A 20456-nucleotide genomic window follows, 5' to 3' on the forward strand; every position below is an offset into this window, starting at 1 on the left:
GCCGCCATCTAGCCTGCTAAACATAGCGCAGCTACGTCACCCTACCCATCTGAGCCGACAAGAAAGCCCGTAACGAAGCGGGTTTTACCGGCTTTGTCAGCACCGGATACCCTTTTTGTTTAGCAGCTGTTTTAAGCTCGTCACTACCATCCGCTGTCAGCAACACACCAGGAATACCCGGCGCTATATTGCTTAATAGCTCTAGTGCTTCCAAGCCATTTAGCCTGTCGTGCAGATGGTAATCCGCTAATAACACATGCGGTTCATCAGCCATTTTTTCTAAGGCCTGATCCACGGTAGTCGCCATAATACTGTGCACACCCCAGCGCGAAAGCAGTTCCTCCATACCGGAAATAATATCGGGATCGTTATCCAAACACAGCACACGCAACCCTTTCAGTGGCTGTGCACTATTACCCGCATCTGACACTACGGTATGCGGCTGCTGTGCTGGTGCGGGAGCTCGTGGTACGGAAATAGCAAACACACTGCCCTTGCCTACTTCTGAGTCGGCATCCAACTTATGGCCTAACAACAGTGAAATACGCTGACAAATAGACAGCCCTAAACCTAAGCCTCTACCATCCCAATCAAAAGGCTGTTCGTAGCGGTGAAACTCAGCGTAAATTTGTTTAACGTGCTGTGGCGGAATACCTTGCCCTGAATCCCACACTTGAAACACGATATTTTCACCCTGCCGTCTAGCCCCCACCACAATCCTACCTTCCTTGGTGTAACGCAGTGCATTGGCTAAGAAGTTCTGCAATACTCTGCGCAGCAAACGTAAGTCACTACGCACATACACCGTAGGCGCATGCACACGCAACTTTAGCCCACGCCTCAAGGCCATAGGCGCATATTGATCTGCCAAATGGTGCAACAGCTTAGACACGTTGATCACTTCTATTTCGGGCTTCAACACCCCTGCATCTAGCCTAGAGATATCCAGCAGCCCTTCCAACAAATCTTCAGCCGTACGCAATGCGGTATCAATGCGTTCAGCCAGTCTAGGCATTTCCTCTACCTCATCCGTCTCTCGCAGCGCTGATGCAAACAGACGTGCTGCATTAATAGGCTGTAAAACGTCGTGGCTAACGGCCGTTAAGAAACGTGTGCGAGATTCCTGCGCTTTTTCCGCTTCGCGTGTGCGCTCTGCTACTCGCTGCTCTAGTGTTTCGTTGATATCTCGTAACTCGCGCTCTACCTTTACGTAATGTGAAATGTCGCTGTAGCTGGTCACATAACCACCACCAGGCAAGGGCCGCCCCCTAAGCTCAATTACCTTATCGTTCAGCGTACGCTGACTCACATAGGAAGAGCCATTGCGCATAAAAGTAATGCGCCGCTGTATGGCCTCATCCATATCATGTGCTGCACTATTGATCTTGCCCCGCTCGGCATTAAAGCGCAGCAAGTCCTCAACCGGTCGGCCCACATAGAGCATCCCTACCGGAAAGCGAAACAGTTGTTGATAGTTTTGATTCCACGCCACTAGCCGCATTTGGGAATCCACCACACTGACCGCCTGATCGATGTTTTCCAGCGTGCTCATCAAAATATCGCGATTAAAGCGTAAGGCCTGCCCGGCTTCGTCTAGTACAGCCACAACGGTGGCAAGCTCCATCCCCGAACCACGCAATGCACTGGTAATCGCCAAACGTGCAGATGCTGCCCCCACTACAGCCGCCAACAATAGCTCTGTAAAATGCACCCATTCGCTATCGGCACGCAAATCGGGGGACAAGGTTTGATTGCGTTGTAAGGCCCTATCCCTAAACGCACGATTCGCCATCTTCTCGCCCGTAATACGCTCGGCCAACACCAGTAGATCGTTCACCAACAAACTGCCGTACCACTGTTGTGGGGCAAGTTTTTGACGCTCGGCATACGGGTCTAAAAAAGGCTCAGCACGCAAACGCTCTCCTAACCCTGGTCTACGACGCAACGATACCCATAAGAACGCGCTGACGTTACAGAGCAACGACCAGAATGTGCCATGGGTTAAGGGATCCCAATCGCCAAGGCCAAACAACTGCGTAGGACGTAACCAGCTAAGCCCCCACGGCCCTCTGCTTAACCACTGATCATTAAACCAACCGGCTTCAGTTAGTACAGGCAGGAACAAGGTGTATATCCAGAAGGCAAAACCCAGAATCAACCCTGCCTCTACACCTTGCCTACTCGCACCACGCCAGTACAAACCACCGATCAAACTCGGTGCAAACTGCGCTACCGCGGCAAAGGCTAATAAACCATACGACGCCAAGGCGGTATCGGTATTACTTAACATGTAATAGCCATAGGCAGCACCAGCCAACGCCATAATGGCTAAACGTCGAATCCATAGCACCGTAGATGCCACGTTGCCTTGGTCGTACTGCACCCAGCCACGGCGCAGCATAAAAGGCATCACCAAGTCATTACTAATCATGGTGGACAGGGCTACGCTGGTCACAATCACCATCCCTGTCGCCGCGGAAAATCCGCCTATGTACACCATTAACGCCAAGCCTAACTGGTTCTCGGATAGCGGTAGCAGCAGCATAAAACTGTCGGGTGCCATACCATCCACTCCCAACATGCTGGCACCTACCGCCGCAATGGGCAGCACCATTAAGCTAATAATGACTAAATAAGCACCAAACAACCACCGTGCTCTACGTATATCCGAGACATCGCCACACTCCACAATGGCCACATGAAACTGCCGTGGCAAGCAAAGAATGGCCGCAAAGGCCAATAAGGTTTGGCCCACAAACCCTATGGGTGGCGCATTCACCAATAACTCGTGAATGGCCTCGTTCATGTTGAGTTCATTGCCACCAAACCAACTGACAGCAAACAAGCCTACCGCCAAGAGCGCCACCAGTTTCACTAAAGATTCAAAGGCAACAGCCAGCATCAACCCCGGGCGATGCTCGGTCGCATCCACCTGACGCGTACCAAACAAAATAGAAAAAAGCGCCATTAAAATGGCCACATATAAGGCAGGATCACCCAACACGCTGGTGTACATGTCAGTGTCCGTCAGCACCCGCAAACTGAGCGCTACCGCTTTATATTGCAATGCCAAGTACGGCACTGCGGCAACCGTTGCAATCAATGCCACCAAAGCCGCTAAGCGTTGAGATCGCCCAAAACGGTTAGCAATAAAGTCAGCAATGGATACGGTGTTTTGTGACTGAGCCACTAACGCCAAGCGCTCAACAATGCGCCAGCCAAAAAGCAGCATCAACATAGGCCCCAAGTAGATGGGTAAAAAGCCTACGCCATAGCGCATGGCTGAACCTACGGCACCGTAAAACGTCCACGACGAGCAATACACAGCCAACGCTAAACTGTAGACCACTGGCCTCAGCCATGGTCGTTGTGGGTACAAAGGTCGACGGTCTCCTATCCACGCTATGGCAAATAACAACGCCGCATAGACCAGTGATGCTAGGACCACCCATGCCGGTTCCATCAAGCTTGTCTCCTACTTTGGTAGTAGTTGTTCTCAGGATCGAAAGTCAACGGCAATAATAGTGCTATACAGCTAGGGGGTTACATCATGCACCACCACGCACCAGACTCCATCCCTTCCTCGGTATCCGAGGCACAACAATTTATTATTCAGGCACTACGGCCTCATGCGCCGTTTAACCAGATGCAGCCGCCTCATCTGCAGTATCTGGTTGCGCACAGTCAGCAACAGCACTTTACACCCGGTAGTATTGTACTTGCCCCTGAAATGGGTCAAGTTCAGCACTGGTTTTTACTGATAGAGGGTACCATTTGTGCCCAGCGTTCCGCCATCCCTGATGACCAAGCATTTTATTTAGGCAGCGGTGACAGCTTCCCCTTGGTTGCTCTGCAGGAAGAGCGTGCTACCCGTACCCATTACATTGCGCAAAGTGCATGCACCTGCTTACTGCTGCCGCGCGATGCTTTTACACACCTGCTAAGCGAATCAGAGCCCTTCAAGCTTTTCATGCAAGAAGGCAGTGCTGTGCTGCTAGACAAACTGCGCAAACAGGCACGCTTACAACATTGGCAAGAACAGCACCCTGACACCAGCTTAAATACCCCTTTAGCTCACTTTGTTCAGCATGCTCCCATTAGCTGTCATGCTGAAAACAGTTTGGCTGAAGTGGTCGCGATGATGCACGAGCATAATATCAGCAGCGTGGCGATTACCGACCCCAACCACCATCTGCAAGGTATCTTCACGCTGAGGGATTTACGCCGGGTATTTAGCCAAAATCTTGCCGAACGTGATCAGCCCATTGGGCAATTAATGACGCAGTCACCGTTTTACTTAAGCCCTCGGCACACCGCCTACGATGCGGCCATGCTGATGATTCAGCACCATATAGGACATATTTGTGTATGTGAGGGGCAACGGCTGGTAGGTGTGCTGTCTGAGCGAGACTTATTCGACTTACAACGCATTAATCTGGTGCAGCTCTCGCGTGCCCTACGTCATGCCGACACCCTAGCCGACCTACAGCAACTACGGCTACGCATTCCACGCTTGGTACAAGCCATGCTGGCCAACGAAGCCAGTGCCACGCAGATCACGCACCTGATTACGCAGCTGAATGACCATAGCACCATACGCGTTATTGAGCTGACGTTAGCCGAACAACCTACTGAGCTGCCCCGCTTTTGTTGGCTGTCTTTTGGTAGTGAAGGACGTCACGAACAGACCTTGCTGACTGACCAAGACAACGGCCTGCTGTTTTATCCACCAGAAGGCATGTCGTCGGATGCATGCAGAACCTTGCTATTACCCGTTGCTAACCATATTAATCATGCCTTAGACAGTTGTGGGCTAACTCTGTGCACAGGGAACATCATGGCCAGTAACCCGGCCTTGTGTTTATCTGCGGAAGAATGGCTACACAAGTTTCGCCACATTATTTTGCAACCCGACCCCACGCACCTGTTACAAGGCAGTATTTTTTTCGACCTACGCGCCCTATGGGGGGATCAACATGGTGTGGACATGTTGCTGCCTGAGCTTTTAGCCATGGTTACTGACAGCCCACAGTTTCAGCGCATGATGGCCAACAACGCACTACGTTACCGCTTACCCTTGCAAGGCCTTCTACAACGCCTAGGGAGCTTATTACAGGCCAATGAGCCGGTAGTAGACCTTAAGGCTGGTGCCCTTAGCCCCTTTGTAGACAGCGTGCGTATTTTCGCCCTCAGCAATGGTATTAGTGAAGCATCCACACTAGAGCGTTTGCACCAATTGGGTGAACACGGCATCTTCACCACAAATGACGCAAACGCTTTTCACGATGCCTACAGCTATCTACAATTGTTACGCTTACAGCTGCATCTGCGCCAAACGCAGCAGAATCAGCCTCTCAATAATCAGCTCCCCACCGCCGAGCTGAATCCCCTTGAGCGCCGCATGTTGCGGGAGTCCTTGCGCCAAGCCAAACATCTGCAAGATTTACTCCGCCATCGCTATCAGCTATAAAAAAACAGGCACTCTAACTAAAGGTGTATTTACGAAAGCACAAATTCGCTTTAAAACAGAATTAGCTTTTGATTATTTTCAAACCACACTGTGACCACGGCCTAACCGCCACACATTACAAAAGAACCGCTTTACTGGGTCAGCCCAGACAAAGCAGTCAGGAGGAAACATGGAGAAGACACTGAATTTCGATCGCTATCCACAACAACCACACGGTGGAAAGCTAGTTAATCAGGTAGTACCCGCAGACAAAGTTCAAGCTGAAATCGAACGCGCCCGTAAGCTGCCTTCTATTCGCGTAGACTTGGAAGCCGTGATCACCATCGAAATGATCACCACCGGCGTGCTGTCCCCAAACAAAGGCTTCATGAACGAAGACGATTACAAGTCCGTTCTGACCTCTGGCCGTTTAGCCAATGGTGTGATCTGGCCTGTGCCACTTAGCTTTGCGCCTACCGGTGATCGCAACAAAGAAATCATCAAAAGCTTGTCTGTAGGTGGTGAAGTTGCACTGACCGATAGCCGCAACGAACCTGTTGCCATTCTAAGCATCGAAGATATTTTCGATTATGACAAAGAAGAACGTGCACGCCAGTTGTTTGGCACCACTGACCGCAACCACCCAGGCGTAGACTCTATTTACCGCCGTATGGGTGATGTATCGCTGGGTGGTACCTTGCACCTGTTGCAACGCGTGGATTGGGGTCCGTTTGAGAAACTACGCCGCGAACCTAAAGATACGTGGCACCTCTTCTACGAAGAGAAGAAATTCAATTCGGTTGCCGGTTTCATTACAGGCGCCAACCCACTGCACCGTGGCCACGAGTACATTCACCGCAACGCACTAGAAGGCGTAGACGGTTTGTTCTTGCAACCACTGGTAGAAATGGCAAAACGTGAGTACGTGCGCCACGAATACCGCATGCTGGCCTACCGTAACGTGCTGGATACCTACTATCCAAAAGACCGCGCAATTTTGTCACCTCTGCGCGTGACCTATATTTTTGCGGGCCCACGCGAAACCATTCTGCACGCGCTGATCATGAAAAACTATGGGTGTACACACGCCCTGATTGGCCGTGACCACGCGGGTATTGGTAGCTACTACGACAAATACGCTAGCCACAGTATTTTTGATCAGTTCAGCCCCAAAGAAATGGGTATTGATGTACGCCTGTTCCACGAGGTGTTCTACTGCACACGCTGTGCTAGCCACGCTACTAGCGAAACCTGCCCACACGATGACCGCTTTAAACTGACTATCTCGGGTACAGGTATTCGTGAAATGCTGCGTTACGGCATCATGCCACCTAAAGAAATTTGCCGTCCTGAATCGGTATTGTCCGCTATGCAAGGCGTACAACCTAAAGGCTTGGGCGATGATGGCGAAGCTATCCAACCTGTAGGAAAAGTGATTCAAGGCATGTTCCCGTACTACACCAAGTACACCCGTTTGGGTGGCATGCTGCGCAAAGAACCGCTGGATCCAGCGAAACTGACAGTACGCGACTTGGAAATTGCTAGCCACGATGCACGCCACCATGCAGGCGACGTCTACGCTGGTGTGTACAGCGAGTACAGTGCAGTCGTAGACCACAACCGCAGTATGCAACCATCGTGGATTGAAGATGCTCGCCAAGCGCTACGTTTCCAACAAGAACGCATTATCAGCGACTTGGAAGAAAAACTGGAGCAAGCTCCAGACGAGGCCTCCGACGAGTTCATGTACCAAGACAAGGTGGAAGTCGAACGCGAGCTGGAATCCGCACGCAACTTGTTGGGCGATATCCCCTCGGTGATTTGCCGCGAACGTCTGGAAACTCGTACGTGGAACGTGTTGCCGTACAAACGCTACCGTGGCGCTGACAAAGAAGAGTAAGCGTTAAGCCCTACTTCTTTGCCTTACTTACCGCCATGCTTTTGCATGGCGGTTTTTATTGCCTGTGAATTACCCATAAAAAAACCGGCACGCTATGCGTGCCGGTTTTCCTTCTGATGAACCCCTAAAAAAGGAATCAAACAGAATTACATGTTCGCGATCATGACTTCGCCGAAGCCAGAGCAAGAAACTTGTGTTGCGCCTTCCATCAAACGAGCAAAGTCGTAAGTCACTTTTTTGGAGTTGATGGATTTTTCCATGCTGGAAATAATCAGGTCAGCAGCTTCAGTCCAGCCCATGTGACGCAGCATCATTTCTGCGGACAAGATCAAGGAACCTGGGTTCACGTAGTCTTTGCCAGCGTACTTAGGTGCTGTACCGTGGGTTGCTTCGAACATCGCAACGGAGTCAGACAAGTTAGCGCCTGGAGCGATACCGATACCACCCACTTGAGCAGCCAAAGCGTCGGAAACGTAGTCACCGTTCAAGTTCAATGTAGCAATAACATCGTACTCGGCAGGACGCAGCAAGATTTGCTGCAAGAATGCGTCAGCGATGGAATCCTTAACAATGATTTCTTTACCTGTTTTAGGATTCTTGAATTTGCACCATGGACCACCGTCGATCAACTCTGCGCCGAATTCGGTACGAGCCAATTCGTAAGCCCAGTCACGGAAGCCACCTTCGGTGAACTTCATGATGTTGCCTTTGTGAACGATAGTCACAGAGGAACGATCGTTGTCGATAGCGTACTGAATTGCTTTGCGAACCAAACGCTGTGTACCTTCTTTGGACACAGGTTTCACACCAATACCGGAAGTATTAGGGAAACGGATTTTGTTCACGCCCAATTCGTTTTGCAAGAATGCAATCAGTTTTTTGGCGTTAGCGGATTCAGCTTCGAATTCGATACCAGCGTAGATATCTTCGGAGTTTTCACGGAAGATAACCATGTTGGTTTTTTCTGGTTCACGCACTGGTGAAGGCACGCCTGTGAAGTAGCGTACTGGGCGCAAACAAACGTACAGATCCAGTTGCTGACGCAGTGCTACGTTCAAAGAACGGATACCGCCGCCAACAGGTGTAGTCAGAGGACCTTTGATGGACACAACGTAATCTTTTACGGCTTCCATTGTTTCTTCTGGCAGCCAAACATCAGGGCCGTACACGCGTGTGGATTTTTCACCTGCGTAAACTTCCATCCAGTGGATTTTGCGTTTGCCACCGTAGGCTTTAGCAACGGCTGCATCCACAACCTTGATCATGACGGGCGAAATATCTACGCCAGTACCATCACCCTCGATAAAAGGGATAATTGGCTGATCTGGTACGTTGAGAGAAAAGTCGGCATTAACCGTGATTTTCTGTCCCTCTGAGGGGACCTTGATGTGCTGATAGGACATGAGTGCTCCAAAGTAGAAAACAGGCGAATGTGATAAACCCGATGGTCGTCTCGCCCCAGTCTTATATAAGAGTTTAGCCCAAATCTGATCCAAACATGAAAAAGACATGATTTTTGGATCAAATTCTCTCTGTCATTGTAGTGGACAGCGCTACAACTCCACCACTGGCACCTCTAGAAACTGCGCTTCTGGATGGTGTTGCTGCACATACTGACGCAAGTACTGCAACGTATCTTGGGCAATACGTTCATCTTCGTGGTCATGAATATGGTTGTAGGCCACAGCCTCCACAGTAAGCCCACGTTGCGCGATGGCCTGCAAGCTCAACAAAGTATGATTAATGCTACCTAGGCGTCCGGTGGTCACCAAAATAATGGGCCACTGTTTTTGCTGCACATAATCTAGCGTGAGTAAATCATCGGTTAACGGTACTAACAACCCTCCCGCCCCCTCTACCAACACGCGATCATAACGTTGCTCTAGGTAGTGTGTAGCCTTGGCGATGGCATCTAAGTCTAGGCTTTTGCCATCTAACTTAGCGGCCAAATGTGGCGATGCAGGATAAGAAAACACCTGAGGCATCGTCCAACCTTGGTAATCATCTTCTATTAGCCCCATACCCATCAGACTACGATGCTGCACTATATCTTCAGAGATATGGGGGTTTCCCGTTTGTACTAGCTTCTGGGTAATCACGTTGTACCCATCGCGCAGCCATTGGCCGGCCAAATAACCGGTGGTCACGGTTTTACCTATGTTGGTATCAATACCGCCCACAAAATACGTTTTAGCCATTTTTCTTCCTGGCAATCAAATAAATAGGGTGATAGCACAGCGACACAGCATTGTCGTCACCCCCATAACGTTGTACATAGCCTTCGCTGAACTCACGCAAACGGCTTTTATTCCATTCCCACTGCCCTGCGCCAGTTACCCCTGTGCTCTGCAAGTGCTTTAATACCAGCCAAGGAGAGGCAAAATAACGCTGAAAATGCTCTTCTTCAGCAATGAGCACCTCGTACTCAACGGATAATAACGCTTGCCACTCAGCCACACTGTAATAGCGCAGCCCTTGCCCCGTCAGTTGGCGTATTTCAGCATACTGTTCAGGCCCAAAAGTAGACAGCACCACATAGCCACCGTCGTTCAAACTAGCGCTTAGTCGTTTCAGTAAGCTAGGCACATCCACCAGCCACTGCACTGACGCTGCTGACACCACCACATCTAGGTCGGTAGGTAACGCCGCAGCCTCAATATCGCCTTCCAAATACTGCACGTGTAACGTTGCGGGCAACACCGCTTTCAAAGCGTCATGTGCCAGGTATAAATCGTTGAGCACCAGTTGCTGCAAGGAGGCCCAACCACTTACGTACTGCGTAAAACCACCTTGGCCACACCCTATTTCCAATACTCGTTTGGGGGCAACATTCAATTGCCGCGCATACTGCCACAAACGCTTCGCCATATGCTGCTGCACATGAGCTTGCTGCGTATACTGCGCCCCCGCTTTGCGAAAGCGCTGTTTCACTTTGGCTTTATCCATCACAAGCACGTAAGCAACCGCTCAAAGTCGGCCTCAGGCACGTCCGCCGTTAAGGAAATGCGTAACCGTGCTTGATTCATCGGCACGGTGGGTGGACGCACCGCCATCACCCATAAGCCTTGCTCTTGCAGTTGTTGGGCTTTACTCAAGGCAGCCTCGTTGCTGCCCAATACGACGGGCACAATATGCGAGGCAGATAAATGCTGGTCGTATCGTTCGGCCACGCGCTCACGCAACTGCAGCGTTAGGCGTTGCAATCTATCGCGCCTAGCCTGCATCGCCGCCAAGCGCTGTAACACAAAATCTGTCCATGCCATATTGAGTGGCGGCAATGCTGTGCTAAAGATAAAGGTACGCATGTGGTTAACAAGGTAATCGCGCACCACCTGCGAACACACCACGTAACCACCCACAGAGTGCAAAGCCTTACCAAAGGTACCCACCAAAAAATCGATGTCTTGCACGCACTGCTGCTCTTCAGCACACCCTAAGCCTGTTTGACCACGCACGCCTACGGCATGCGCTTCATCCACATACAAAGCCACCTGTGGATAACGTTGTTTAAGTTGCACTAATGCCTGTAAATCAGCAATATCGCCATCCATGCTGAAAATGCTTTCCGTCACAATGAGCACACGCTCATAATCACCATGGTACGTATGCAACAACTGCTCCAAATGCTGCAAGTCGTTATGCTTATAGCGTAATAGTTTCGCTGGGCTTAAGCGCAAACCATCAATCATGCTGGCATGCACTAACTTGTCGGCTAATACCAAGGTTTGCTTGTCCGCAATAGCAGACAATATCCCTACGTTCATGTGGTAACCACTACCAAATACCAAGGCCGCTTCGCGATCAAACAAAGCAGCTAAGGTCTGCTCTAAGGCACTATGAGTAGAGAAGGTCCCTGTCAGCAACCTAGAGGACGAGGCAGAAAGCCCGGCATCGGCTTTCGCTAACTGCGCATAAAACTGCTGCTTTAAGGCATGATCTGACGCCAGCCCTAAGTAATCATTCGACGCTAAGTTGCACCAGCTTTGGCCTTGTCTACGCAACTCTGTATCGTGGTGCTCAAAGCTATTCAACTGACGCAATGTGCCTTGTTGGCGCTGCTTTTCTTGTGCCTCTACAAAATACTGCTGCCAACTCATTGCCCTGCCCCCATTTGCTGCACTACAGCCAGCAACTCACGGGTGAGCGTATGCAATTCCTGCTTGCTGATGACGTATGGAGGCATGATGTAGACTAAGCGCCCAAAAGGTCGCACCCAAATACCTCGGCGTACAAACTCTTTTTGTAAAACAGCCATGTCTACAGGATCTTGCATTTCTATGACGCCAATAGTGCCTAGTACACGTACATCACGTACCCATGACCATGTTTTCGCGGGGGCTAATGCTTCTGTTAACTGAGCGTCAATGCGCTGAACAGTAGCCTGCCAGTCTTGTGCTAATAAGAGTTCCGTAGAGCTACGCGCAACGGCACAGGCTAGTGGGTTCCCCATAAAGGTGGGGCCATGCATAAATACGCCCGGTGATCCGCTGGATAACAGCTCGGCTACCTGCGCGGTTGCTAGCACGGCTGACAGCGTCATATAACCACCTGTTAGCCCTTTTCCTATACACATAATGTCAGGCTCTACACCTGCATGTTCCCACGCAAACATTTTGCCCGTGCGGCCAAAGCCCGTTGCGATCTCATCAAAAATCAGCAACACGCCATACTGCTCACACAACCGCTTAAGCTCTCTTAAATATTGAGGATGATAAAAACGCATCCCGCCCGCACCTTGCACAATGGGCTCAATGATAAAAGCGGCCATTTCGTGATGGTTAGTTGCGAACAACTGTTCTAGCTCGTGAGTATCAGCAGCATCCCACGGGTCATAGAAACCGCTTTCTGGTGCAGGCACAAACAACCGTGTCGGTAAGCTAGTACCAAAAATCTGGTGCATGCCAGTAACAGGGTCGCACACCGACATCGCATTCCACGTATCGCCGTGGTAGCCCTGACGAATGGTGGCAATATTCTGCTTCTGTGTTTTGCCCTGAACAGCCCAATATTGCACCGCCATTTTCAACGCCACTTCAACGGCCACAGAACCTGAATCCGCATAAAAGATGCGGTCCATACTGGGCGGTGCTATACGTAGTAGCAACTTACCTAGTTCAATGGCGGGATCATGCGTAAAGCCCCCAAACATCACGTGCGACATTTTCTGTAATTGATCACTCGCGGCTTGATTCAATACGGGATGGTTATAACCGTGAATAGCACACCACCACGATGACATACCATCAATCAGCTCTGTGCCATCCTCTAGCACAATGGTAGAGCCGTGGGCATGACTCACTTTATAAACTGGCAGCGGGTCTACCGCCGAGGTGTAGGGGTGCCATAGATGCTCCCTATCAAAAGCATCCATGTTCAGGGGGGTATTACTCACTGTCTACGCTCCAGGGAATAGCTCACACAACGCCTCTACCAATTCTGGCGCATGTGTATAAGGCAAAAAGTGACTGGCATCAGCCCATTGAAATATCTGCGAGGCTTCGCAATACGATGATAGGCGCTGCGCCACTTCAGCGGGTACCAAGGCATCATTCATGGCAAAAAAGTGATAGTGTGCTGTAGGCAAATTGGCCAATACCGAACGGGTGTCCCACTCAGCCAGCAAACGCAATTGCTGAGCACTAGCGGCCACATCTACCGTCTGATCAAAACTTGCCCGTAACTGACTCACACTGTCTTTTGCGTGTGCATCACCTTGGCACACTAAGGCCGCAAAGCGCAACCTAGACCTTTCAGGTTGTGCGATATAGCGTTGTTCAAACGCCTGAAAATCAGCGGATGGCATGGCACAAGGCCAATCGTCTGATGCACAAAACTTCGGATTGGAAGCAAGCGTCACTACAGCGCAGCCCCACTGCTGAGCCAGTAAGGTTGCCACTTGCCCACCCAATGACCACCCCACCAGCACCGTGGGGGTTTCGGGTGAATTAAGGCTATGCACGTAGGCCTCCCACGATGACTGCTGCGGAAGCTCAAGCAACTGCACCGTATGCCCTTTTGCCTGCAAACCGCTCATCAACCGCTGTAGTGGAAAAGCCCCCAAACCGAAGCCGGGTAATAATACAAAATTCATGGCGTAAAATAATACCAGATACGATACTGCACGAGACTAGATACGCATGTTCAACCCCAGCCGCGAACAGGTACGACAATTCTTTGTCGAGGCCTGGCAAAAAGACCAGAAAAATGGCGTACTCACCCCCATTGAAACCATTGCGGTGGACTGGGTACGTGAGCACCCCGAATACCACGATCTGCTACGCAACCCCGATGCCTTACAAGCGGACTTTACGGTAGAGGAAGGTCAAACTAACCCTTTCCTACACTTGTCTATGCATCTGGCTATCCACGAGCAACTGTCCATTGATCAGCCTCCAGGCATCAAGGCCGCTTACAATCGGTTGTTGCAACACCGCAGTCCCCATGATGCGGTGCACTGCATTATGGAAGCCCTAGGTGAAATCATCTGGGAAGCCCAGCGTTTGAATAAGCCGCTTGATAACGAGCGCTATATAGAACTCATCAACCGTTACAGCACCCGCTAACCTTTTTCTTGTTTGTTGCCATGTCTGCTTCTGTTTCTGATACCTCCGTCCGTTTCTCTAGCACTGATCAGTACATTGCCACCGATGACCTCAGTATGGCGGTTAACGCCGCACTGGCATTACAGCGCCCCCTACTCATCAAGGGCGAACCCGGTACAGGCAAAACACACTTGGCAGAAGAGGTGGCCAAATCACTAGGTAGGCCGCTGCTGCAATGGCACATTAAGTCGTCCACTAAAGCCCAGCAAGGCTTGTACGAATATGATGCGGTGTCCCGCCTACGCGACTCGCAGTTGGGTGACCCTCGTGTACACGATATTGCCCACTACATTGTCAAAGGTGTGCTGTGGCAAGCCTTTGAAAGTGATGTACCTACGGTTGTGCTGATTGATGAAATAGACAAAGCCGACATTGAGTTCCCCAACGACTTGCTGCGCGAACTAGACCAAATGAGCTTTCACGTCTACGAGACCCAGCAAACTGTCACTGCTCGCCATCGCCCACTCATCATCATTACCTCGAACAACGAGAAAGAACTGCCGGATGCTTTTTTACGCCGCTGTTTCTTCCACTACATACGCTTCCCAGACCGCGAGACGTTAGAGCAAATTGTGCAACTGCACTTTCCGCAGCTAAAAAGCGAACTGCTCAACCAAGCCATGGATGTGTTTTTCGCCTTACGTGACACCCCCGGCTTAAAGAAGAAACCGTCCACTTCTGAGTTCTTAGACTGGATTAATTTGCTGCTGCATGAGGGCATTACGCCAGAACAGTTGCAAGCGGCTGCACAGCAACCCGGCCAAAACGCAGTGGTCATGGCAGGCGCCCTGCTGAAAAATGAACAAGACCTAAGCCTACTTAATCGCTTAGGGCGTCTGCTACGATCCTAAGGCTACCGCCTAGGTATTCGCTCTGCCATGTTCATTGATTTTTTCTACCATCTGCGCGCGCATCAGTTGCCGGTATCGCTAAGCGAATACCTCACCCTGCTCGATGCCTTACGCCAACCGGTCATGCCCACCCGTGTGGAAGGCTTTTACCGGCTCGCACGACTCATCCTGATTAAGGATGAAAGCCTGTACGACAAATACGATCGTGCTTTTGCTCAGTTTTATGAGCAGCACCAGATGAAGCTAGAAGCCGATCCCGACGCTAGCCAGATTCCTTTGGATTGGCTGATTAAAAACTTTGAACGCCACCTTAGCGCTGAAGAACGTGCCGCCATTCAAAAGCATGGCTGGGACAAGCTGATGGAACTGTTCAAAGAACGCCTAGCCGAACAAACGGAACGTCATGCGGGCGGCAATAAGTGGATAGGTACCGGGGGAAGCTCGCCTTTTGGACATGGCGGCTATCACCCTGAAGGCATACGCGTAGGCGGGCCTTCGGCTGGGCATCGAACTGCGGTCAAGGTATGGGAAGAGCGTGAGTTCAAAGATTACGACGATCAACAAGAGCTGGGGACACGCAACTTTAAAATGGCGTTACGTCGGTTACGTCGTTTTGCGCGCGCTGGCCAACACACAGAATTAGACCTTGAAGGCACCATACGCCAAACTGCGCATAATGCTGGCCTGCTAGACATTCAAATGCGTGCTGAACGGCACAACGCGGTCAAAGTATTAATGCTGCTGGATGTGGGTGGCAGTATGGATGACCACATCGCCCTCGTTCAAGAATTGTTCTCGGCAGCACGTAGTGAATTTAAGCATTTACACGCCTACTACTTTCATAACTGCCCTTATGAAGGCCTATGGACGCAAAATCACCGCCGCCATCAAGAGCGCATCCCCACCATGGATGTACTGCACCGTTATGGCGATGACTGGACGGTGATTTTTGTCGGTGATGCCACCATGAGCCCCTATGAAATCATGATGCCAGGCGGCAGCGTTGAACATTACAACGATGAAACTGGTGCTGTCTGGATACAGCGCATGTTAGATCAATGGCCACACGCCGCGTGGCTTAACCCTGAACCCAGTCGCTACTGGTCATACCATCAATCTATTCTGACCATTCAGAAGTTAATGGGTGGCCGTATGTATGACCTCAGTTTGCAGGGTTTAGAAAGTGCCATGCAAAACTTAGCCAGATAGCATTAACCTTCGCTAACATCTTTGAATACACACCAAAACCGCCTCCTCTAGGGGCGGTTTGATTTTGGTTGCGTTTTCTCACGATTCCGGCTGTTTCACATTCCATTATCTCCCTGTACAGTATAGGCCTTAGGTTACAAGACCATTCGTTGTCATTCATGCTCAACAAGGGAACCCAAACAATGCTGTCCATCCGAGTTTCACGCTTAACCGCCGGACTAGGGCTAGCGCTATTCAGCCTGATGCCTGTCAGCGTTTATGCTCTACCAGAAGGTGTAGTTCAAGGAGCCAGTGTAGAAGGTGTCACCGAATACACATTACAAAATGGCCTACGCGTTTTGTTGGCAGCCGATACCTCCAGACCCAACATCACGGTCAACATGACCTACTTGGTAGGCTCACGTCAGGAAAACTACGGTCAGACAGGTATGGCCCACTTGCTGGAGCATATGCTGTTCCGAGGCACCCCAACCCTACCTAATGCATTAGCAGAGTTTTCTAAGCGTGGCTTAGCGGCCAACGGTACTACCTCGGGTGACCGCACTAATTATTACGCCAGCTTCGCCGCGAATGACGATACCTTGAAATGGTACTTAGATTGGCAAGCCGATGTCATGGTCAACGCCACCATTTCCAGAAGCGATCTAGACGCTGAAATGACGGTGGTGCGCAATGAAATGGAACGTGGAGAAAACAGCCCTTTCCGTATTCTGATGCAACAGATGCAATCGGCCGCTTTTCAGTGGCATAACTACGGCAAGTCCACCATTGGCGCACGCTCTGACGTAGAAAATGTGGATGTAGTTCAGCTAAAAGCGTTTTACCACGAGTACTACCAGCCTGATAACGCCATTTTGATTGTGAGCGGTAAATTTGATGCTGACCAAACCTTGGCACAAATTGCTCAAAGCTTCGGGGCCATTCCTAAGCCCACGCGCCAATTACCTCCTGAATACACCGTCGAACCAGTACAAGATGGCACGCGCTCTGTCGTATTGCGCCGTCAAGGCGGTTCACCTATTGTGGCAGCGCTCTACCACATTCCCTCTGAAGCCGACCCTGAGTATATCGCCCTCAGTATTGGTGTAGGTATCTTGGGTGACACGCCATCTGGCCGCCTGTATAAAGCCATGGTAGACCAGAACCTAGCCACTAGTGTCTTTGGTTATGCTGCTGGCATGCGCGACCCAGGCTACGCATTTTTTGCTGCTGAACTGCAAGCTGAAATGAATCAAGAAGAAGCCTTGCAAGTGTTGGACCAAACCATAGACAACCTACAAGCGCGCCCTTTCACTGACGAGGAAGTTAACCGTATTCGTAACCAGTGGCTGAACAGTTGGTCTAGCGTGTATGCTGACCCCGCGCAACTTGCCTCCGCTTTATCAGAAAGTGCAGCAGTCGGTGACTGGAGACTGTTCTTTATTGGCCGAGATCGCGTTGAAAATTTGAAAACTGATGAAGTACAAAAAGCCGTCGAGCGCTGGTTAGTGCCCGACAACCGCACTAATGGCCAATACATTCCTACCGAATCCCCTACTCGCGCGCCTAAAGCCGAGATTGTAGATATAGAAAAACTGGTGAGCGACTACCAAGGTAAAGAACTGGTACAAGAAACGGCCAGCTTTGATGTGTCTCCTGCCAACATTGATGCCCAAACCTTGCGTCCTGTGCTGACCCTAAACGAAGGTTTAGGCACGGTTGAACTGGCCTTACTTCCCAAAGCCACACGCGGTGATCGTGTAGAAGCCGTGTTAAGTCTGCAATTTGGGGATGCAGAAAGCCTCAAAGGGAAACGCGCCATAGGCACAACGGTAGCAAGCTTGTTGAGCTTTGGTACACAACAGCATGGCCGCCAAGAAATTGCCGATCGCTTCACCGAACTGCAAGCCGATGTAGGGTTCAGTGGTCACAGCACGGGGATTAATGTCAGCGTTTCCACGCTAGGCGAAAACCTACCTGCCGTCATAAAACTGGTGCTGGAAATTTTACGCGGTGCAAGCCTACCGGCTGATGAACTGGAAAAATACAAAACCCAGTTAGTCACCGCCTACCAAAATGCGATGACCGAGCCTACAGAGCTTGCCGCACAAGCGCTCACACAGCATGAAAACACATGGCCCAAAGATGACATTCGCTATGTACCTACACTGCAAGAAAGCCTTGAGGAAACTAAAGCACTTACTCACAACGATGTGCTTGAGTTCTATGAGCAGTTCTACGGGACAGGCAATGTACGCTTCAGTGCTGCCGGTAGTTTTAACCCCGACGTCGTACAGCAAGCGCTGGTAGAAGGCTTAAACCAATGGAAAGCAGCCCCCGCCTACGTACGCCCTGAAAACCCTTACCATCAAGTAGAAGCCAAAGAGTTCTCTATCAATACGCCGGACAAAGCCAATGCGTTTTACATGGCCAAACAAAGCTTGCCACTGCAAGACTCCGACGCAGACTTCCCTGCACTGTATTTAGCTAACTACATGCTGGGTCAATCTGAAACATCCAGATTATGGAACCGAGTACGCGTGCAAGATGGCTTGTCTTACGATGTGCGCAGCATGCTGAACACATCGTCGTACGAGCCTAATAGCACGTGGATTTTCTACGCTATACATGCACCTGAAAACTCTGCCAAAGTTGCCGCAGCGATGCAGGAAGAAATCCAAAAAGTACTGACAGACGGCTTTACTGAAGAAGAGGTCACACAAGCGGTAGACGCTATGCTGAAATACCGTGAATTGTCTCGCAGCAGAGATGCCATCTTGGCCAATACATGGCTGCGCTATCTGGACCAAAACCGTAGCTTTGCTTGGTCTGCCGAAATTGACGAAGCCTTGAAAAAGCTAGATGCTAAACAGGTTAATGACACCCTGAAACGCTATCTAGACCCGCAAGCGCTAAGCATTGCTATCGCCGCTGATCACAGCAAACAAACTACGGAAAGTGATAAGACTACTACCGACCAAGCTCTGCCGTAGACAGCTCAGCAACAGAGGGCGAGGCTAAGACCAAGGCCGTAGACGGGCCGCAAGCAGACACTGAGGCTCAGCCTGACACCGTCAGTGACGCAGCACCTGCTAGCGCAGTTGAACCCACTACAGCCAGTGAATCGCCTGCCGCAGACTTAGTAGCAGCACCCGTTGCTGCTGCTGAGGCACCACCGCAAGCTGCCAGCCCTGTAGCACCTACTGTTGCTGCCACACCACCTAAGGTAGAGGCAATCGAGGCCCCCACTAACGAGGAACCTCAGGTAGCCAGTAACCCCTGATAGTGACTAAGCAACGTCATACCCCCAGCTTGAAGCCTATTCAGCTGGGGGTGTTTTTTTAGGAAGCCGTTTTAGCGGGTTCTCGTAGTTGCATGGCAGCTATTGCAGCAAACATGAGCACCGCTAGTGCGGCCCACCACAACACGGGAATACCCGCTTGTGCGCCCGCCGCATCTACCCGGTTGCCTGACCAACTAGCGCCCAACGCCACACCGCTGTTCAACCCCGCCAGTAGCCATGTCATGCCTTCGGTAATCTGGGATGATGCCAACTGCCGCTCTACCAAGGACATAGCCACAATCATGGTAGGTGCAAAACAAACCCCAGCCACGAACACACTGGCGCTTAACCCCACCACACCACTTACCCATATAAAGGGAATAGTGCTGATCGCAATCGCTACGCCGCCCCACACAAGCAGCTTGCGCAACGGCACAGCTACTGTGTGCGCACCAAAAACCAACCCCGCCGCACACGAACCTACAGCGTAAGCAGACAACACCAAACTGGCTGCCGCGGGCAAGCCTTGCTGCTCGGCAAACGCCACACTCAGTATGTCTACAGCCCCTACCATTACTCCCATACCTATCATGACCAGCGTTAACAGAGGCACCGTAGGTGTAGACCACAGCACTGACGGCGGCTTGGCCTGATTAGGGCGAGCTATAGCAGGCTCGGTAGCGTGTTGGTTCATCAGTGCAAATGCCCCTATTACTAGCACCACCAACGCTAACACCACCCCAGCTTGGGTAAACCACACAACACTTACCCCCACCGACAACGGTGGCCCCACAATAAAACTGAGTTCATCTGCCACAGTTTCAAGCGAATACGCCGTTTGCAATGCCGGCTGCCCAGAGAGTAGTGCCGTCCAGCGTGCCCGAATAAATGCTGAGATACTTGGCATGCATCCTAACAATGCCGCCCCTACAAATAGAAACGCATTGTGCAATTCCAAGTACGAGGCCAGTACTACGATCCCCCCACCGCTTACGCACAGCAAGGTAATTCTGGGCAACACGTAACGCTGCCCTTTGCTATCTACCCACCGCGACGTATAGGGCGACACTACCGCATACATCAGCACAAACGTCGCCGACACGGCCCCTGCCAATGCATAACTCTCTCGCCACTGCACTAGCAGCGTAATAATGCCATCCCCATCATGGGTAACGCTAACCTA

General features: G+C 50.9%; 15 protein-coding genes. 6 read left to right on the forward strand and 9 right to left on the reverse strand.

Going from position 1 to position 20456, the window contains the following annotated elements; all coding sequences use genetic code 11:
• Nucleotides 1-31: 31 nt before the first annotated feature.
• A complete protein-coding gene (locus GY634_RS14475; RefSeq protein WP_166409441.1) occupies nucleotides 32-3463 on the reverse strand; it encodes a hybrid sensor histidine kinase/response regulator in 3432 nt (1143 codons plus the stop codon).
• Nucleotides 3464-3550: 87 nt separating this feature from the next.
• On the opposite strand from GY634_RS14475, the gene GY634_RS14480 reads away from it, so the two are divergent.
• Complete coding sequence (locus GY634_RS14480) at nucleotides 3551-5470, forward strand: DUF294 nucleotidyltransferase-like domain-containing protein (protein ID WP_166409442.1); 1920 nt, start codon at nucleotides 3551-3553, stop codon at nucleotides 5468-5470.
• 169 nt (nucleotides 5471-5639) lie between these two features.
• Complete coding sequence (locus tag GY634_RS14485; protein WP_166409443.1) at nucleotides 5640-7349, forward strand: sulfate adenylyltransferase; 1710 nt, start codon at nucleotides 5640-5642, stop codon at nucleotides 7347-7349.
• 146 nt (nucleotides 7350-7495) lie between these two features.
• Here the strand turns inward: GY634_RS14485 and icd are convergent, their stop codons facing one another.
• The 6 genes from icd to GY634_RS14515 form a co-directional block, all read right to left on the reverse strand.
• Nucleotides 7496-8752, reverse strand: a complete 1257-nt coding sequence (gene icd, locus GY634_RS14490; RefSeq protein WP_166409444.1) for an NADP-dependent isocitrate dehydrogenase — start codon at nucleotides 8750-8752, stop codon at nucleotides 7496-7498.
• Between the two features lie 150 nt (nucleotides 8753-8902).
• Entirely contained in the window at nucleotides 8903-9547 is a 645-nt protein-coding gene (gene bioD / locus GY634_RS14495; RefSeq protein ID WP_166409445.1) for a dethiobiotin synthase, read from the reverse strand.
• Nucleotides 9540-10295, reverse strand: a complete 756-nt coding sequence (locus GY634_RS14500; RefSeq protein WP_166409446.1) for a methyltransferase domain-containing protein — start codon at nucleotides 10293-10295, stop codon at nucleotides 9540-9542. The genes bioD and GY634_RS14500 overlap by 8 nt, the downstream gene beginning before the upstream one ends.
• The gene (locus tag GY634_RS14505; RefSeq protein WP_166409447.1) at nucleotides 10295-11446 is read right to left on the reverse strand and encodes an 8-amino-7-oxononanoate synthase; all 1152 of its coding nucleotides are present in this window, start codon (nucleotides 11444-11446) and stop codon (nucleotides 10295-10297) included. Before GY634_RS14505 ends, GY634_RS14500 begins: the two co-directional genes overlap by 1 nt.
• Nucleotides 11443-12741: an adenosylmethionine--8-amino-7-oxononanoate transaminase gene (gene bioA, locus GY634_RS14510; protein ID WP_242683719.1), complete on the reverse strand. Its 1299-nt coding sequence runs from the start codon at nucleotides 12739-12741 to the stop codon at nucleotides 11443-11445. Before bioA ends, GY634_RS14505 begins: the two co-directional genes overlap by 4 nt.
• A gap of 3 nt (nucleotides 12742-12744) precedes the next feature.
• Entirely contained in the window at nucleotides 12745-13440 is a 696-nt protein-coding gene (locus tag GY634_RS14515) for an alpha/beta fold hydrolase (RefSeq protein ID WP_166409448.1), read from the reverse strand.
• 46 nt (nucleotides 13441-13486) lie between these two features.
• Between GY634_RS14515 and GY634_RS14520 the strand changes: the two genes are divergently transcribed.
• The 4 genes from GY634_RS14520 to GY634_RS14535 all read left to right on the forward strand — a co-directional run bounded on the left by GY634_RS14520 (nucleotide 13487) and on the right by GY634_RS14535 (nucleotide 18983).
• Nucleotides 13487-13912, forward strand: a complete 426-nt coding sequence (locus tag GY634_RS14520) for a DUF1841 family protein (protein ID WP_166409449.1) — start codon at nucleotides 13487-13489, stop codon at nucleotides 13910-13912.
• Between the two features lie 20 nt (nucleotides 13913-13932).
• A complete protein-coding gene (locus GY634_RS14525; RefSeq protein WP_166409450.1) occupies nucleotides 13933-14802 on the forward strand; it encodes an AAA family ATPase in 870 nt (289 codons plus the stop codon).
• 27 nt (nucleotides 14803-14829) lie between these two features.
• Nucleotides 14830-16011: a vWA domain-containing protein gene (locus GY634_RS14530; RefSeq protein WP_166409451.1), complete on the forward strand. Its 1182-nt coding sequence runs from the start codon at nucleotides 14830-14832 to the stop codon at nucleotides 16009-16011.
• 182 nt (nucleotides 16012-16193) lie between these two features.
• On the forward strand, nucleotides 16194-18983 hold the full coding sequence (locus tag GY634_RS14535; protein WP_242683720.1) for a M16 family metallopeptidase: 2790 nt from the start codon (nucleotides 16194-16196) through the stop codon (nucleotides 18981-18983).
• 67 nt (nucleotides 18984-19050) lie between these two features.
• Here GY634_RS14535 and GY634_RS14540 read toward each other — a convergent pair whose 3' ends face one another.
• Nucleotides 19051-19239 carry a hypothetical protein gene (locus GY634_RS14540; protein WP_166409452.1) on the reverse strand — a complete coding sequence of 63 codons (189 nt, stop codon included), beginning with the start codon at nucleotides 19237-19239 and terminating at the stop codon, nucleotides 19051-19053.
• A gap of 92 nt (nucleotides 19240-19331) precedes the next feature.
• A complete protein-coding gene (locus GY634_RS14545; RefSeq protein ID WP_207625617.1) occupies nucleotides 19332-20375 on the reverse strand; it encodes an MFS transporter in 1044 nt (347 codons plus the stop codon).
• Nucleotides 20376-20456 lie beyond the last annotated feature (81 nt).

This window comes from Paenalcaligenes suwonensis, assembly GCF_011290505.1.
GTDB classification, from domain to species: Bacteria; Pseudomonadota; Gammaproteobacteria; order Burkholderiales; family Burkholderiaceae_B; genus Paenalcaligenes; species Paenalcaligenes suwonensis.

Excerpts from the sequence above, each read along its gene's own strand:
- GY634_RS14475 (WP_166409441.1), bottom strand. The coding sequence starts at position 3,463 with ATGGAACCGGCATGGGTGGTCCTAGCATCACTGGTCTATGCGGCGTTG.
- GY634_RS14480 (WP_166409442.1), top strand. The coding sequence starts at position 3,551 with ATGCACCACCACGCACCAGACTCCATCCCTTCCTCGGTATCCGAGGCA.
- GY634_RS14485 (WP_166409443.1), top strand. The coding sequence starts at position 5,640 with ATGGAGAAGACACTGAATTTCGATCGCTATCCACAACAACCACACGGT.
- icd (WP_166409444.1), bottom strand. The coding sequence starts at position 8,752 with ATGTCCTATCAGCACATCAAGGTCCCCTCAGAGGGACAGAAAATCACG.
- bioD (WP_166409445.1), bottom strand. The coding sequence starts at position 9,547 with ATGGCTAAAACGTATTTTGTGGGCGGTATTGATACCAACATAGGTAAA.
- GY634_RS14500 (WP_166409446.1), bottom strand. The coding sequence starts at position 10,295 with ATGGATAAAGCCAAAGTGAAACAGCGCTTTCGCAAAGCGGGGGCGCAG.
- GY634_RS14505 (WP_166409447.1), bottom strand. The coding sequence starts at position 11,446 with ATGAGTTGGCAGCAGTATTTTGTAGAGGCACAAGAAAAGCAGCGCCAA.
- GY634_RS14515 (WP_166409448.1), bottom strand. The coding sequence starts at position 13,440 with ATGAATTTTGTATTATTACCCGGCTTCGGTTTGGGGGCTTTTCCACTA.
- GY634_RS14520 (WP_166409449.1), top strand. The coding sequence starts at position 13,487 with ATGTTCAACCCCAGCCGCGAACAGGTACGACAATTCTTTGTCGAGGCC.
- GY634_RS14525 (WP_166409450.1), top strand. The coding sequence starts at position 13,933 with ATGTCTGCTTCTGTTTCTGATACCTCCGTCCGTTTCTCTAGCACTGAT.
- GY634_RS14530 (WP_166409451.1), top strand. The coding sequence starts at position 14,830 with ATGTTCATTGATTTTTTCTACCATCTGCGCGCGCATCAGTTGCCGGTA.
- GY634_RS14535 (WP_242683720.1), top strand. The coding sequence starts at position 16,194 with ATGCTGTCCATCCGAGTTTCACGCTTAACCGCCGGACTAGGGCTAGCG.